The sequence below is a fragment of the Pararhodospirillum oryzae genome (assembly GCF_007992075.1).
GTDB classification, from domain to species: Bacteria; Pseudomonadota; Alphaproteobacteria; order Rhodospirillales; family Rhodospirillaceae; genus Pararhodospirillum; species Pararhodospirillum oryzae.
The window spans coordinates 1-16,281 of sequence record NZ_BJZO01000084.1 but is presented as its reverse complement, the minus strand read 5'-3'; the positions used below and the strand labels follow the sequence as shown (position 1 = coordinate 16,281).

The following is a 16,281-nucleotide window of genomic DNA, read 5'->3' as shown; positions in this document are numbered from 1 at the left end:
CTCGATTGCCTTGCACGGCCGTCGGACGGGGGCGGGGACGAAGAAGGGGAAGGCGTCGCCCCATCGGGCCGGCTTCACGCCACAGAAGATGGAGCAAACCAAAGGAAACCGGGGGCAAGGGGAACCGGCCGGCGGGGCCGCGATGTTCCGGTCGCGTCGTCTGGACGGCGGGGCTCCGTGGACTCGGAGGTCACGCGCGACGGCCCGGGGTCCATCCGCTTCGGATGGACCCTGAAACCCTTTGGCTGAGATTGTCCTTTCGGGAAAGGCGGGGGTTCCTTTTCCCTGGCGAACGCTGAAGCCCCCCGGCCGGAGGGCCTTGCGCCCGCCCTACGCGGCCACCGCCACGCCTTCGGCCTTGGCCACGATTTCCACCAGGTCGGCCATGATCGCGGTGATATCGTAGTCCTTGGGCGTGTAGACCCGGCTTACCCCGGCTTCGATCAGCAGCCGCTCGTCCTCCGGCGGGATGATGCCGCCGACGATCACCGGCACGTGCTCCAGGTCCAGGGCGCGCAGGCGCTGCAAGATGTCGGTGACCAACGGCACGTGCGAGCCCGACAGAATCGACAGCCCGATCAGGTGCACGCTTTCCTCCAGCGCCGCGTTCACGATCTGGGCCGGAGTCAGGCGGATGCCTTCGTACACCACCTCCATGCCAGCGTCGCGCGCGCGCACCGCGATCTGCTCCGCCCCGTTGGAATGCCCGTCCAGCCCCGGCTTGCCGACCAGGATCTTGACCCGCCGCCCCAGGCTTTCCGACACCGCGTTGACCCGCGCGCGCACGTCTTCCAGGCGACCGCGCGCCGCTTGCGGGCGGGCGTTGGGGCTCACCCCGGTGGGCGCCCGGTATTCCCCGAACACGTCGCGCAGGGTTCCGGCCCATTCCCCGGTCGTGACGCCGGCGTGGGCGCAGGCAATGGTGGGTTCCATGATGTTGATCCCCTCGGCCGCCGCCCGGCGCAGGCCGGCCAGTGCCTGCTCCACCGCCGCCCCGTCGCGGGCGTCGCGCCACGCCTTCAGGGCCGCGATCTGCTCGCGCTCCACCGACGGGTCCACGCTGAGGATGGCGCCGTCGCCGGCGGTCAGCGGGCTGGGCGCGCCATCGGTGAAGCGGTTCACGCCGACCACGGTCTGCTCGCCGCCCTCGATTCCCTCCAGGCGCGTTGTGTTCGACTCGACCAGGCGACGCTTCATGTAGCCCGACTCGACGGCGGCGATCGCGCCGCCCAGGGCTTCGATATGCGCAAGCTCGGCCCGCGCCGCCGCCTTCAGCGCCTCGACCTTGGCTTCGACCACCGGCGAGCCGTCGAACAGGTCCCCGTATTCCAGAAGATCGGTTTCGTAGGCCACGATCTGCTGCAACCGCAGCGACCATTGCTGATCCCACGGGCGCGGCAGGCCCAGGGCCTCGTTCCAGGCCGGCAACTGCACCGCCCGGGCCCGCGCCTTTTTCGACAGCACCACCGCCAGCATTTCCAGCAAGATGCGGTAGACGTTGTTTTCGGGCTGCTGCTCGGTCAGGCCCAGGGAATTGACCTGCACCCCGTAGCGGAAGCGGCGGTACTGCTCCTCTTCCACCCCGTAGCGTTCGCGGCAGATTTCATCCCACAGTTCGGTGAACGCGCGCATCTTGCACAGCTCGGTCACGAAGCGGATGCCCGCGTTCACGAAAAAGCTGATGCGTCCCACCACCTTGGGGAACTCGTCGGCCGGCACCTGCCCCCCGGCCCGCACCGCGTCCAGCACCGTGATCGCCGTCGCCAGGGCGTAGGCCAGTTCCTGCTCGGGCGTCGCGCCCGCTTCTTGCAGGTGATAGGAACACACGTTGGTCGGGTTCCATTTTGGCACTTCTCGCACCGTGAACGCGATCACGTCGTTGATCAGGCGCACGCTGGGCTGGGGCGGGAAGATGTAGGTGCCCCGGCTCAGGTACTCCTTGATCAGGTCGTTTTGCACCGTGCCTTGGAGCGCCGCCCGCTGGGCGCCCTGGCGTTCGGCCGTGGCGATGTAAAGGGCCAGCAGCCACGGCGCCGGCGCGTTGATGGTCATCGAGGTGTTCATCTTCTCCAGCGGAATGCCGTCGAAGAGGGTCATCATGTCGCCCAGATGCCCGATCGGCACCCCCACCTTGCCCACCTCGCCCGTGGCCAGCACGTGATCGGCGTCGTAGCCCGTTTGCGTGGGCAGGTCGAAGGCCACCGACAAACCGGTCTGCCCGCGCGCAAGATTCGTACGATAGAGCGCATTGGAGGCGCGGGCCGACGAATGGCCCGAATAGGTACGGAAAAGCCAGGGCTTGTCTCGCGGGGGCAGGGCAGCCGCGGCGGCGGGAACGGGCCGGTCGGTCATCGATCTCTCCTTACAAGCGGGCGACGCCCCGATTCAAAGCGGTCCTCGGGGGCGGGATCGCGCAACGAAATTACCCCTCATATTAACCATGCGCAAGAAACTATCATTTTGTGCATTGCAGTGAAAGACAGCATTCGCTATTCCTCGCAAAGGCGGACAACGCTCGGACCGGACGGCGGTCCCCAGGAGGCCGGTCCTCCGGCCCCCGTCCCCACGACGAACAGGGAGAAGAGCATCATGGCAGAGGCGCTGGCGGTGGTTTCGGGGCAACCGGTCAAGGACTTGTACGAAGTGGGCGAGATTCCGCCCCTGGGCCACGTTCCCCGGCAGATGTACGCCTGGGTCATCCGGCGCGAACGCCACGGCGAACCCGAGCAGTCGTTCCAAGTCGAGGTCGTGGACACGCCCACCCTCGACAGCCACGACGTGCTGGTCATGGTCATGGCGGCGGGCGTCAACTACAACGGCATCTGGGCCGGCCTTGGCCTGCCGGTGAGCCCGTTCGATCACCACAAGGCGCCCTATCACATCGCCGGATCCGACGCCGCCGGCATCGTGTGGGCGGTGGGCTCGAAGGTGAAGCGCTGGAAGGTGGGCGACGAAGTCGTGGTTCACTGCAACCAGGACGACGGCGACGACGAGGAATGCAATGGCGGCGACCCCATGTTCTCGCCCAGCCAGCGCATCTGGGGCTACGAGACTCCCGACGGATCGTTCTGCCAGTTCACCCGCGTGCAGGCCCGCCAGATCATGGCCCGGCCGCGTCATCTGACCTGGGAAGAAAGTGCTTGCTACACCCTGGTGCTGGCCACCGCCTACCGCATGCTGTTTGGCCACCGGCCGCACGTGCTGCGTCCCGGGCACAATGTGCTGGTGTGGGGGGCCTCGGGCGGGCTGGGCTCGATGGCGGTGCAGCTGTGCGCGACCGCCGGCGCCAACGCCATTGGCGTGATCTCCGACGAGACCAAGCACGATTTCGTGATGAGCCTGGGCGCGAAGGGCGTGCTCAACCGCAAGGACTTCAATTGCTGGGGCCAGTTGCCCAAGGTCAACGGCGAGGGCTTCTCCGACTACATGAAGGAAGTGCGCAAGTTCGGCAAGGCGATCTGGGACATCACCGGCAAGGGCACCGACGTTGACTTCGTGTTCGAGCATCCGGGCGAGCAGACCTTCCCGGTGTCGTGCAACGTGGTCAAGCGCGGCGGCATGGTGGTGTTTTGCGCCGGCACCACCGGCTTCAACCTGACCTTCGACGCCCGCTTCGTGTGGATGCGTCAGAAGCGCATCCAGGGCAGCCACTTCGCCAACCTGTTGCAGGCGAGCCAGGCCAACCAGCTGGTCATCGAACGGCGCATCGACCCGTGCATGAGCGAGGTCTTCCCGTGGGAGGAAATCCCGCGCGCCCACACCAAGATGCTGCGCAACGAGCACAAGCCCGGGAACATGGCCGTGCTGGTGCAAGCCAAGCGGCCGGGCCGGCGCACCGTCGAGGAATGCCTGCACGGCTAACGTCTTGGGGGGGCGCGCGCGTCCCCCCCCGCCCTTTATCTTTTTCCGCCGGGAGCTCCTTTCCCGGATTCTCCAGTCACGGGAGCCGCGAATCTTGATGAGCGCCGCCGCCAAGACCGAACCCGCCACGAAGGCCGACCTGATCCTGCCCGATCTTCTCTATACCTGCGAGCGGGCGTATCAGACCGCCAACCAGACGTTAATCGTCATCCGCGAGCACGTGCAGGCCCTTGTCACCTCCGGGGGCGCCCTGGACGCGGCCGCGCTTGACCGCCACCAGTACGCGGCCCACGGCCTTTCGTGGTTCGCGACCTATGTGTCCGCCTTGTCGTGCATGCTCGACTGGGCCCGGCGCCTGGAGGCCACCGGCCGCCTGGGCGAGCTGGAAAGCCTGATCTTGCAGGCCGCCTATTCCGAGTACCTGCACCAGATCTATGGCGGCCTGCCCATGAGCCAGGGCGAGTTCGTGCGCCTGGCCGACTTTGGCATCGAGGTGCGCGAACGCCAGCTGCTGCAAAGCCCCTACACCACCTTGCTGCGCGAGCACGGCTTCACCGAGGACTGCAAGGCCCGCCTGGCCGAGCTGATGAAGGATGGCCACTTCGGCGACCCCGGCCTGGACGACGAAACCCTGGACATGGTCCGCGACCAGTTCCGCCGCTTCGCCGAGGAGCAGGTGGCGCCGCATTGCCATGGCTGGCACCTGAACGACCAGCTGATTCCGCTGGAAATCGTGGAAACCATGGCCGAGCTGGGCGTGTTCGGCCTGACGGTGCCCGAGGCCTACGGCGGCCTGGGCATGGGCAAGATGGCCATGTGCGTGGTCACCGAGGAGCTGTCGCGCGCCTACATCGGCGTGGGCTCGCTGGGCACGCGCTCGGAAATCGCGGCCGAGCTGATCCGCCTGGGCGGCACCGAGGAGCAAAAGCAGCACTACCTGCCCCTGATCGCCAGCGGCCAGATCCTGCCCACCGCCGTGTTCACCGAGCCCAACACCGGCTCCGACCTGGCGTCGCTGCGCACCCGCGCGGTACGCGAGGGCGAAACGTACAAGGTGACCGGGGCCAAGACCTGGATCACCCACGCCGCGCGCTCCGACCTCATGACCTTGCTGGTGCGCACCAACCCCGACCAGCCCGGCTACAAGGGCCTGTCGATGCTGCTGGCCGAAAAGCCGCGCGGCACCGACGCCGATCCCTTCCCGGCCGAGGGCATGACCGGGGGCGAGATCAAGGTGCTGGGCTATCGCGGCATGAAGGAATACGAACTGGGCTTCGATGGCTTCGAGGTGCCGGCGGCCAACCTGCTGGGCGGCACCGAGGGCCAGGGCTTCAAGCAGCTCATGGCTACCTTTGAAAGTGCGCGCATCCAAACCGCCGCCCGCGCGGTGGGCGTGGCCCAGAACGCGCTGGAAACCGGCCTGCGCTACGCCCAGGAACGCCAGCAGTTCGGCAAGCCCCTGTACGCCTTCCCGCGCGTGCACGGCAAGCTGGCCTGGATGGCGGTGGAAACCATGGTCGCGCGCCAGCTCACCTACTTCGCCGGGCGCGAAAAGGACAGCGACCTGCGCTGCGACATCGAGGCCGGCATGGCCAAGCTGTTGGCCGCGCGCGTGGCCTGGAGCAACGCCGACAACGCCTTGCAGATCCACGGCGGCAATGGCTATGCCGAGGAATACGCGATCAGCCGCATTCTGTGCGACGCTCGCATCCTCAACGTGTTCGAAGGCGCGGCCGAAATCCAGGCCCACGTCATCGCGCGCGGCCTGCTGACCCGCTAACGGCCACGGGCGCACACCCCACGCGGAAGGAGGCCCGGGAGCCTCCTTCCCCACCTGGTTCCTCGCGATCCTTGGCTTGGGTGAATCGCGAGGCGCACGAGGGGACAACGATCCCCGGCAGGCCCCTTCGGGGAGCCCCGGCGCCGGGGCGGCGGGACAGGGAGGCCCGCCCCCCGCCCTCGCGTTCGCCCTTCTTCATGGGCGCACCCCTTCATTCCTGAATCGGGCCTGAATCGGGAATGACCTTTCAAGGCCTGGGATCAAACATCCCGTCAGCCCGGACGCGCCCGCAAGCAACCAATGCAGGCAAATGCAGACCTAAACATCTTCATCTGCGTAATCTTGGTCAGCGAAGCGGCGAGGAAAAATCAATTTTCCTCGCTCCTGTAGGCGGAGCGCCTCTTTTTCCTCGCCCCTGCGATTCAGGCGTGCGACTTATCGTCGCAAAAATTTTTAGATGCCCTCTTAAACTCGCTGGACTCCCCATGGGTGGGGGCATACCTTTCATGGCAGCACAACATTTAGGCAAAAGAGCCCGCCATGACTGAGAGCCTCAAAAAGAACCGTGGCCGTCCGAAGGGATCCGGCAAGGACGACAGCCAAGCCCTTTCCAAGGTCGCGGACCTTCTTGCAGCAGAAGACAAGATGAAACCGACCACCGCCATGAAAAGGGCCGGAGTCAAAAACCCTTCGGATCTCCGACGGCTCCAGGTGAAATGGCGGGATGAGGGAGCTGTGCATCTTCAGGCCGCCAAGCAGCGGTTGGAACAAAAACGCAATGCCGCACGTGGGGGTCACTCTGCCGGCGGCTTCCATGGTTATGATCCGACGACCGGGTTGCCCTATGGATTGCTTTCCGCTCCACCTCACAACCTTATTGAGCATCTTCGTATAAGCCCCCTCGCTCGCCTTAACACACCCATAGGGCGTATTGCTCTTGGGCCCGAACGGCAAGCGCTAGAGGAGCATACGCGCCGAATGGATGAGATGCTGCCGCCTTTCGACTCCATTCAAGAAATTATAAAGCAAACTCTTGACAAGAAAAATTCCCCAAGGAAGAAAAGGGGAGAAACGGGATATAACTTCCCACCTGTAGGGCGTTCTTCTCTCGGGCCAGAATGGCAAGCGCTAGAAGAGCATACGCGCCGAATAGATGAGATGCTGCGGCCTTTCGATTCCATTCAAGAAATTATAAAGCGAACTCTTGACAGGACAATTTCTCTTAGGAAGACAAAGTGAAACACGGGATATTACTTCCCACATACCGGGGATTAATATCCGCCATTTTCAATATAATCATTCATAATGCAAAAAATTACCCCGGGCGCATGCAGAGCAGAGGCGACACCGGGGTTTACGAGAAAAATATATGTAGAGAAGCGAGGAAAAGTCAAGTGTCTTCCGAGGACAATTTTGACGAGATAAGCGACATGGAACACGCTCTGTCCGTCGACCGGTTCAGCCGATACATGGAATGGGCCAACGGCGACAGAAGGAAGGCGTTGGCGCTGTATTGCGAAAACGTCGTCGTTTCCGAGGCATTTTATACCCCTCTCCATTTCATCGAAATCGCCCTGCGCAACAGGTTCCATGCGGTACTGAGGGAAACATATGGCGAACAATGGTATCTGAACGAAAACAGCTTGCGGGCCCCTCATCAGGAACTGCAGGTGGCCGAGGCGATTCTAGGGTTGGAAAGGGAAGAAAAAGAGGTCACACCGGGCCGGGTTGTTGCCGCGCTGACGTTCGGCTTCTGGGCCACCTACACCAACATTGACTATGAAAATGACTGGCGCAAAATTTTCCACCGCGTCGGATCGAAAAATGGGCGGAACCTCTCGCGAAAAGACCTTTCTGGTCCTCTTCGGAAAATCCGAACCTTGAGGAACCGCATCGCCCACCATGAGCCTATCTTGTATTGGAGCCTCGCCCAGCACCACGACCAGATTTTGGAAGTCACCGGATGGCTTTCTCCCGTTGCGGCGACGCTGGCGAAAGAGATGAGCCGCGTTCCCCACCTTCAGCCGTTCTCGACGATCCCCCGGCGATAGAAGGCGCTGCTTCGAGTCGCGTTCCGATTCCCACGTCTCCCCTCAGCCCGGAACCACCCCTTTCAGCCACCCCAGCACGGCGTCCAGGTGGCGGGTGAAGCCCGGGGTGTCGTCGTGGCCGACGCCGGGCAGGCGCATCAAGGGGACATCCGGGCGGGCGGCGGCGACGGCTTCGGCGTGCCACGGCGGCACGGTCTGGTCGGCGGTGCCGTGCACGATCAAGACCGGGGCGGTGATCGCCTTGATCGTGTTAACGGGCGCGATGGTGTCGAAGCGATGGCCGATCGACAGTTCCACCAGCCGGTTGAGCGCGTCTTGCACGGGCCGCCAGCGGATGCCGTGGGCGGCAAGCCAGGTGTTCATGATCGGGCGCGGGTGGCTGAAGGGCGAAAGTGCCACCACGGCCGCCACCTCGGGCCGGCGCGAGGCGACCAGGAGCACGGCCCCCGCCCCCACCGAGTGCCCGATCAGCGCCACCGGCCCCAGGCCCCGCGCCGCCAGCCAGTCCATCACCGCCTCGGTATCCTCGGCGAAGCGGGGCAGGGAAGCGAAGCTCTCGTCGTCGCTGGCGCCGTGGGCGCGGGCATCGAAGATCACGGCGTTGAAACCGGCCCGGCGCAAGGGTTCGGTGAGCACCAGCATGTCGGCGCCCCCCGCGCCCCAGCCGTGAACAACCACCGCCACCGGCCGGCCGGGATGGGGCAGGAACACGCGCGCGGCCAAGGTGCGGTTCCGGCGGGTGGGCACCCGCGCGGCCACGCCCTCGGGCGCGGTTTCCGAGCCGCCCGGCGCGGCCAGGCGGGGGTCGCGCTCCTGGATTCGGAAGGCGCGGATCAACCAGGTCCGTGCCGCCCCAACCACGACGGCCGCGCCCAAAAGGCCTGCCACAACGCTTCCTGCCACTGTCACGGGCATAGCCTCCTTTGTCTTGGTCGCACGCCGTGCAAACCCCTGTTCTTCGAGTAACGCTCCCTTGACAGCGCCTTTCCGCCCGCCAATGCTCGGGCCTCCTTACAGCTGTCCGATAGTCGCATGATCCCTGACTTACCCCCGACGACCGGCCCTTTGCCGGGCGCGTCGTTGACCCAACACCTGATCGCCCTGTCCGCCACCGCTGGCGAGGCCATTCTGGCGATCTACACCACCGCCTTCGAGGTCAGTACCAAGGCCGACAACAGCCCGGTGACCCAGGCCGACACCCGCGCCGAGGCCATCTTGCTGGAAGGTCTGGCCCGCTATTGCCCCGACATCCCGGTGGTGGCCGAGGAATCGGTGGCCGCCGGCCATTGCCCCACCGTGGGCGACGGCCCGTTCTGGCTGGTGGACCCCCTTGACGGCACCCGCGAGTTTATCAAACGCAACGGCGAGTTCACCGTCAACCTTGGCCTGGTGGTCGAGGGAAGGCCGGTGTTTGGCATTGTCCACTGCCCGGCCCTGGCCGTGACCTATTGGGGGGCCGCCGGAACAGGGGCGTTCATGCGCGGGCGCCACACCACGCGCTCGTTGCACTGCCGCCCGACTCCCGGCGACGGGGCAACCGTGATCGCCAGCCGCAGCCACGGCGACGATGCCGAGATGGAGGAATTCCTGCACGGCACCCGGGTGGCCCGGCGCCTGCTGGCGGGCAGCAGCCTGAAATTTTGCCGCATCGCCGAGGGCGTGGCCGACCTTTATCCGCGCCTGGGCCCGACCTGCGAATGGGATACCTGCGCCGCCCACGCCGTGCTGGCCGCCGCCGGGGGCAGTGTGCGCACCTTGGAGGGCGAGCCCCTGACCTATGGCAAGCGGGCCGACTTCCTCAATCCGCCGTTTGTCGCGCGGGGGCTGGCGGCGTGACGGATCCCCATGAAGACGCCTGGCTGGCCGGGCGTCCCGACATCGTGGCGGCGGCCCGGATCCTGGCCGGGGGCGGGCTGGTCGCGTTTCCCACCGAAACCGTGTATGGCCTGGGCGCCAATGCCCGGGACGACAAGGCGGTGGCGCGTATTTTCGAGGCCAAGGGCCGCCCGCGCTTCAATCCCCTGATCGTCCATCTGCCCGATGCCGGCGCGGTGGCGGCATGCGCGGTGCTGGACGCCCGCGCGCGCCGTTTGGCCGAAGCCTTCTGGCCCGGCCCGCTGACCATGGTTTTGCCCCGGCGCCCGGACAGCGGGCTGGGCCTTCTGGTCAGTGCCGGCCTCGACACCGTGGGCGTGCGCGTGCCGGCCCATCCGCTGGCGCGGGCCTTGCTGCGCGCGGCCGCCCTGCCGGTCGCGGCGCCCAGCGCCAACCTGTCGGGCACCGTCAGCCCCACCACCGCCGCCCATGTCCGCGAGGGCCTGGGCAGCCGGGTTGACTGGATCCTGGAAGGGGGCCCCTGCCAGGTTGGCCTGGAAAGCACCATTGTCGATCTGACCACGGCCCAGCCGGTCTTGCTGCGCCCGGGCGCGATCACCCGCGAGGCCCTGGCCCAGGCGTTGGGCGAGCCCGTGCTTCATGCCGACGCCGGCGACGAAAACGCGCCCCGCTCGCCCGGCCGGCTGTTGCGCCACTACGCGCCAACAACCCCTGTGCGCCTGAACGCCACCGAGGCCCGCCCGGGCGAGGTGCTGCTGGGATTCGGCCCGGTGGACGGGGCCACGCTGAACCTCAGCCCGGCCGGCGATCTGGTGGAGGCGGCGGCCAATCTGTTCGCCATGCTGCGGGCCCTGGATCATGAAGGCGCCCGGGGCATCGCCGTTTCCCCCGTGCCCGCGCATGGGCTTGGCGAGGCCCTCAACGACCGTTTGCGCCGCGCGGCCCACTCCTGACCCCACGAAAACCGCTTCCCTCCCCGCGCGCCGCCCGCGTGGCGGATCAGGCCTGAACCGGCGGCGCCCCGGTTTCCAGGGCCTGGCGCACGGCCAGCATGTCGCGCCAGGCAAGGCGCTTGTGCCCCGGGGTGCGCAGCAGATAGGCGGGGTGGAAGGTGGCCAGGGCCGGCACCGGACGCGACAGGGCGGGCGAGGCGTAGGTCATCCAGCGCCCGCGCAGGCGGGTGATGCCCTCGTTGCGCGCGAACAGGGACTGGGCGGCCAGCCCCCCCAGGGCCACCAGCAAACGCGGCGCGACCAGCGCGATATGGCGTTCCAGGAACGGCAGGCACAAGGCCACCTCGTCGGCGGTGGGCTTGCGATTGCCGGGGGGACGCCAGGGCACCACGTTGGTGATGTAGCAGGTGCGCCGGTCCAGGCCGATCGACTCCAGCATCCGGTTCAGCAACTGGCCCGAAACCCCCACGAACGGCAGGCCCAGCCGGTCCTCGTCGGCGCCCGGGGCCTCGCCCACGATCATCACTCCCGAGGCGGGATTGCCGTCGGCGAACACGGTGTTGGTCGCCGTGCGCCGCAGCGTGCACGCGGTGAAGCCATCCAGGGCATGCTTGAGTTCTTCGAGGCTGGCGGCGGCGGCAGCGAGGTGGCTCGCGTCGTCGCGCGGGGACAAGGACGGCGTGCCCGGCATGCCGGCGGGCGGGAACAAGGCCCCTCCCCCCGCCAGGGGCGCGCGGGCCGGGCCGGGGGAACGGGCCGGCCGCGACGGGGCGGCGGGAGCCAGGGCCCGCGCCGGGGACGGTGCCGGACGCTGGGCCGACAAGGCGAAGCGATCCAGGGCGGTTTCGCCCACGGCCACGTCCACCCCGGCCTCGACATACCAGCGCAGCAGGGCCACGGGGTCGGCGGCCAGGGCGGAAGCCTCGGCGGACAGGGAATCGGACAGGAAACCGGTTTCGGGACCGGCCCCGCCGGCGACGGAATCATCAATCATGCTTCCCCCCGAAGCAGGAGGCGAGGGATACAAGGCGAAGGGTGGGAACCTGCGGAATTTTTTGGTTCGGGGGACGTTTGTGCTAAGAATGCCCCGATGGCAAGCGTCCCCGGCACCAAAGGGGACAATCAGCGGCACAGGCGAGGGGGACCCGATCCAATGAGCGAACGCGAGGCGATGGAATTCGACGTGGTTGTCGTGGGCGGCGGCCCGTCCGGGCTGGCGACGGCGATTCGGCTGCGCCAGCTTGCGGTGGAGCGCGGACACGAGCTTTCGGTGTGCCTGATCGACAAGGGCTCCGAGGTTGGCGCGCATATCCTTTCGGGCGCGGTGATCGAGCCGCGCGCCCTTGACGAGTTGTTCCCCGACTGGCGCGACCGGGATGCCCCCTTGCGCACGCCGGCGGCCGAGGATCATTTCTGGTTCCTGACCGAGGGGCGCCACGTGTCCCTGCCCACGCCGCCGCAGATGCACAACGCCGGCAATTACGTGGTCAGCCTGGGCAACGTGTGCCGCTGGCTGGCGGCCCAGGCCGAGGCGCTGGGCGTCGAGGTGTTCCCGGGCTTCGCGGCCGCCGAAGTGCTGTTCGACGACGCGGGCCAGGTGCGCGGCGTCGCGACCGGGGCCATGGGCGTGGACAAGGCCGGCCAGCCCACCGCCAGCTACGAGCCGGGGGTGGAACTGCTGGCGCGCGTCACCGTGTTCGCGGAAGGCTGCCGGGGCTCGCTGACCAAGGTGCTGAGCGAGCGCTTCGACCTGCGCCGGGATTCGGATCCCCAGGCCTATGGCATCGGGATCAAGGAACTGTGGGAAGTGCCGGCGGAAAACCACAAGCCGGGCTTCGTGCTGCACACCGTGGGCTGGCCGGTGCCGACCGACGTGTATGGTGGCTCGTTCCTGTATCACCTGGAAAACAACCAGGTCGCGGTCGGCTTCGTGATCGGGCTGGATTACACGAATCCCTGGCTGTCGCCGTTCGAGGAATTCCAGCGCTTCAAGACGCACCCCAGCGTGCGCAAGTTCCTTGAAGGCGGCCGGCGCATCGCCTATGGCGCCCGCGCGCTGAGCGAGGGCGGCTTGCAGTCCCTGCCGCGCCTGACCTTCCCGGGCGGCGTCCTGGTGGGCGACACGGCCGGCTTCCTGAACGTGCCCAAGATCAAGGGAACCCACACGGCCATGAAGTCGGGCATGGTCGCGGCCGAGGCGATCTTCGACCACCTGACCACGGAACCGGTCGCCGGGGCCGAGGTCACCGCCTACCCCGAGCGCCTGAAGGCGAGCTGGGTGTGGGAGGAACTCTCGACGGTGCGCAACATCCGCCCGTCGTTCCGCAAGGGCCTGGTGGCGGGCATTGCGTATTCGGCCGTGGAAACCTACCTCCTCAAGGGCCGCGGCCCGTGGACCTTGAAGAACCACCCCGATCACGAGGGCCTGAAAAAGGCCGCCGACGCGCCGCGCATCGAGTACCCGAAGCCCGATGGGGTGCTGACCTTCGACCGCCTGTCGTCGGTGTACCTGTCGAACACCAACCACGCCGAGGATCAGCCCTGCCACCTGACCCTGGCCGATGCCGAGACGCCGGTGCGGGTCAACTGGACCGACTACGCGGGGCCGGAAAGCCGCTATTGTCCGGCCGGGGTGTATGAGTTCATCACCGACGAGGGGGCCTCGACGCCGCGCCTTCAGATCAACGCGCAAAACTGCGTGCACTGCAAAACGTGCGACATCAAGGATCCCACCCAGAACATCACCTGGGTGGTGCCGCAAGGAGGGGATGGCCCCAACTATCCCAACATGTAAGGGGCCACCGGAACAGTTCCCGCGCCTGGCGGGCCAAAACGAAGAACGAAGGACAGGAACGCATGGCCGGCAAGCGGTTTGGACTCGCGGCATCAAGGGGCATGGCCGCCTTGATGGTATTTCTGGCGGGACTGCCCGCGGCCTGCGTTCAAGGTCAGGATGCCGCCGGCCAGCCGGCGGCATCGTCCTCGGACCCGCCGCCGGACTGGAGACCCAAGGGCCTGGGCGCCTATCTGGCGGCGCGACAGGCCGAAATCCGGGGCGACACGGCGGCGGCGGCCACCTATTACCCCCTGGCCCTGGCCCAGGACCCCGATAACGTCTCCTTGCTGCGTCGGGCGTATTTCTTCACCGCCACCGAGGGCGACATCGCCACGGCGGCGACCCTGGCCGAACGCCTGGTGCGCCAGGATCCGGGGGCGTCGGTGGCGCCCCTGGTCCTGGTCACCGATCTGGTGGCCCAGGGGCGCCTGGCCGAGGCCAGCAAACGCCTGAGCGCCCTGTCGGCCCAGGGGCTGAACAGTTTCCTGGTCCCCGTGATGCAGGCCTGGATCCGTCTGGGCCTGGGCGACGCGGCCGGCGCGCGGACCGCCCTGGATGCCCTGGACGGCAACGCGGCCTACCGCTCGCTCAAGGCCCTGCACGGGGCGCTGATCCACGACGTGGAAGGGGACGAGGCGGGAGCGCGCGCCTTGTTCACCGACTACCTTGCCAGCAGCAACCGGCCCTCGCTGCGGGGCGTGCAGCTGGCCGGGGGCTTTTTCGCCCGCCATGGCGATCGGGAACGCGCCCGCGCCCTGGCCGCCGACTACGCGCAGCGATTCCCCGACAGCGTGCTGCTGGAAAACACCATTCTGACCTTCAAGGGGGGCGCCCTGGCTCTGCCGGTGGCGACACCGGCTCACGGGCTGGCCGAATTGTTCTATGGAACCGCCTCGCTGCTGTCGGACAACGACAGCCAGACGGCGGCAATGTTCAACCGGCTTGCCTTGTACCTGCGCCCGGATTTCGCCCTGGCCCGGCTGCTGATGGGTCAGCTGCTGACCACGCAGGGACGCTACGAGGACGCGCTTGCCTTTTTCCGGCCGGTGGCGAACGAGCCCGGGCTGGACCTGGCGGCGGCCCTGGCCGAGGCGGAGAGCCTGCGCGCCGCGCGCCGCGTGGACGAAGCGATCGCGGTGCTGGAGGGAACGGCGGCCCGCCATCCCGAGCGGGCGGATCCGTTGATCGACCTGGGCGACCTGCTGCGCCAGGAAGAGCGCTTCCCCGAGGCGGTCGCCGCCTACACCCGGGGCCTCGCGCGGCTTTCGCCGGTGGACAGCCGCCACTGGACGGTCTTTTTCGGGCGCGGCGTGGCGCTGGAACGCTCGGACCGGTGGCCCGAGGCGGAACGGGATTTCAAGCGGGCCCTGGAGCTGAGCCCCCAGCAGCCTTACGTTTTGAATTACCTGGGTTATTCCTGGGTGGACAAGGGCGAGAACATCGACGAGGCCAAGCGCATGATCGAGCGCGCGGTGACCTTGCGCCCCAAGGATGGCTACATCATCGACAGCCTGGGATGGGCTCATTACCGGCTGGGGGAATACGACCAGGCCGTGAAATGGCTGGAACGCGCCATCCGGGAAGCCCCCGAGGACCCGACCATCAACGACCACCTGGGGGATGCGTACTGGGTGGTGGGACGCAAACGCGAAGCCCGCTTTCAGTGGGAGCGCACCTTGACCCTGTCGGCGGAACCAGCGCTGGCGGAGGCGGTGCGCCAGAAGCTGGACCATGGGCTGACCCCGCCCGAACCGGTGAAACGGGCCCGGGTGGAAGACGCCGCCGCGCCGTCGGGCGACCTGCCCGCCGACCAGGAGCCCGCGCCGCCGCCGACCGCGCCGCCGCCGACAGCGCCGGCCGCGCCCACGCTATAAGCCCCTTCCTTGCAACCCCAGACCTCGCGGACCCCTTTCATGACCGCCGACAGCTCCCCTTGCGCCGGCCGGGTGGCGGAAGCCGCCTGCGCCAAGGTTAACCTGACCTTGCACGTGACCGGGCGGCGCCCCGATGGCTACCACGACCTGGAAAGCCTGGTGGTGTTCGCCGCCGTTCACGACACGCTGCTGGCCGAGCCGGCGGAAGATCTTTCGTTGAGCGTGACCGGACCCACGGCCACCGGTCTCGCGGCGGACGACCCCGACGACAACATCGTGCTCAAGGCCGCCCATCGCCTGGCCCGGGAAGCGGGCGTGGCCCCCCGGGCCCGCCTGACCCTGATCAAGCGGTTGCCGGTGGCGGCGGGGATCGGGGGCGGGTCGGCCGATGGCGCGGCGGCGCTGCGGGCGCTGGTCCGCTTGTGGGGCCTTCATGTGCCCGACACCGCCTTGCACGCCCTGGCCCGGGGCCTGGGGGCCGACGTGCCGGTGTGCCTGGCCGGACGCGCCGTGACCATGACCGGCGTGGGCGAGGTTCTGACCCCGGCCCCGGCCCTGCCGCCGGCGGCGCTGCTGCTGGTCAATCCGCGCCGGCCGGTATCGACGCCGGCGGTCTTTCGCGCCCGCACCGGTAATTTTTCACCGCCGGCCCCGCTGACGGAAGCGCCGGAAACCGCCCGGGATCTGGCGGCGGCGCTGGCGCGGCGCTCCAACGATCTGGCCCTGCCCGCCCGCTCCCTGGAACCGGCCATCGACGCGGTGCTGTCGGCCCTGGAGTCGGCCCCCGAGGTTTTGCTGGCCCGCATGTCGGGCAGCGGAGCCACCTGCTTCGGTCTGTTCGCCACCCTTGACGCGGCCGAAAACGCGGCCCGGACCCTGGCGACGGCGCATCCGGACTGGTGGGTTGCCGCATCTCCCCTGGTGGGGGAGACCGCCACGGTGGTGCCCAGCCTGCCCTGAAGGCGCCCCGCTTCGGAACGGGGGGACCACGAGCCGGCCGGCCGAAGCCCCCCTTTCCCCGGCGAACCCTAATTCGTGCGCAGTTCGGCCAGGAAGACGCCGACGCGGTCGCGCAGATCGCTGACCTTGT

General features: G+C 67.7%; 12 protein-coding genes. 9 read left to right on the top strand and 3 right to left on the bottom strand.

The genetic code is table 11. The features are described from left to right. Positions 1-330 precede the first annotated feature (330 nt). Positions 331-2,352 (bottom strand): protein meaA, encoded by a 2,022-nt coding sequence (locus ROR02_RS13360; RefSeq protein ID WP_147164541.1) that lies wholly within the window; start codon positions 2,350-2,352, stop codon positions 331-333. Positions 2,353-2,589: 237 nt separating this feature from the next. On the opposite strand from ROR02_RS13360, the gene ccrA reads away from it, so the two are divergent. The 4 genes from ccrA to ROR02_RS13340 all read left to right on the top strand — a co-directional run bounded on the left by ccrA (position 2,590) and on the right by ROR02_RS13340 (position 7,692). After that, positions 2,590-3,861 carry a crotonyl-CoA carboxylase/reductase gene (gene ccrA, locus ROR02_RS13355; RefSeq protein ID WP_147164540.1) on the top strand — a complete coding sequence of 424 codons (1,272 nt, stop codon included), beginning with the start codon at positions 2,590-2,592 and terminating at the stop codon, positions 3,859-3,861. Positions 3,862-3,958: 97 nt separating this feature from the next. Beyond that, positions 3,959-5,641, top strand: coding sequence for an acyl-CoA dehydrogenase family protein (locus ROR02_RS13350; RefSeq protein ID WP_147164539.1), 1,683 nt, complete (start codon positions 3,959-3,961; stop codon positions 5,639-5,641). Between the two features lie 540 nt (positions 5,642-6,181). Continuing rightward, positions 6,182-6,880, top strand: a complete 699-nt coding sequence (locus ROR02_RS13345) for a hypothetical protein (RefSeq protein ID WP_147164538.1) — start codon at positions 6,182-6,184, stop codon at positions 6,878-6,880. Between the two features lie 155 nt (positions 6,881-7,035). After that, on the top strand, positions 7,036-7,692 hold the full coding sequence (locus tag ROR02_RS13340; protein ID WP_218032818.1) for an Abi family protein: 657 nt from the start codon (positions 7,036-7,038) through the stop codon (positions 7,690-7,692). A 42-nt stretch (positions 7,693-7,734) separates the two neighbouring features. Here the strand turns inward: ROR02_RS13340 and ROR02_RS13335 are convergent, their stop codons facing one another. Further along, positions 7,735-8,580 (bottom strand): alpha/beta hydrolase, encoded by an 846-nt coding sequence (locus ROR02_RS13335; RefSeq protein ID WP_170245115.1) that lies wholly within the window; start codon positions 8,578-8,580, stop codon positions 7,735-7,737. 144 nt (positions 8,581-8,724) lie between these two features. Between ROR02_RS13335 and cysQ the strand changes: the two genes are divergently transcribed. Continuing rightward, entirely contained in the window at positions 8,725-9,528 is an 804-nt protein-coding gene (gene cysQ / locus ROR02_RS17265) for a 3'(2'),5'-bisphosphate nucleotidase CysQ (RefSeq protein ID WP_147164536.1), read from the top strand. After that, positions 9,525-10,481 (top strand): L-threonylcarbamoyladenylate synthase, encoded by a 957-nt coding sequence (locus ROR02_RS13325; RefSeq protein ID WP_246135543.1) that lies wholly within the window; start codon positions 9,525-9,527, stop codon positions 10,479-10,481. Before cysQ ends, ROR02_RS13325 begins: the two co-directional genes overlap by 4 nt. A 46-nt stretch (positions 10,482-10,527) precedes the next feature. Here the strand turns inward: ROR02_RS13325 and ROR02_RS13320 are convergent, their stop codons facing one another. Then, positions 10,528-11,475 carry a uracil-DNA glycosylase gene (locus ROR02_RS13320; RefSeq protein ID WP_147164534.1) on the bottom strand — a complete coding sequence of 316 codons (948 nt, stop codon included), beginning with the start codon at positions 11,473-11,475 and terminating at the stop codon, positions 10,528-10,530. A gap of 159 nt (positions 11,476-11,634) precedes the next feature. Here ROR02_RS13320 and ROR02_RS13315 point away from each other — a divergent pair, with 159 nt between their 5' ends. The 3 genes from ROR02_RS13315 to ROR02_RS13305 all read left to right on the top strand — a co-directional run bounded on the left by ROR02_RS13315 (position 11,635) and on the right by ROR02_RS13305 (position 16,151). Continuing rightward, positions 11,635-13,275: an electron transfer flavoprotein-ubiquinone oxidoreductase gene (locus ROR02_RS13315; RefSeq protein ID WP_147164533.1), complete on the top strand. Its 1,641-nt coding sequence runs from the start codon at positions 11,635-11,637 to the stop codon at positions 13,273-13,275. Positions 13,276-13,337: 62 nt separating this feature from the next. Further along, complete coding sequence (locus tag ROR02_RS13310) at positions 13,338-15,191, top strand: tetratricopeptide repeat protein (protein ID WP_147164532.1); 1,854 nt, start codon at positions 13,338-13,340, stop codon at positions 15,189-15,191. Positions 15,192-15,230: 39 nt separating this feature from the next. Next, positions 15,231-16,151 (top strand): 4-(cytidine 5'-diphospho)-2-C-methyl-D-erythritol kinase, encoded by a 921-nt coding sequence (locus ROR02_RS13305; protein WP_147164531.1) that lies wholly within the window; start codon positions 15,231-15,233, stop codon positions 16,149-16,151. The last annotated feature ends 130 nt before the right edge of the window (positions 16,152-16,281 follow it).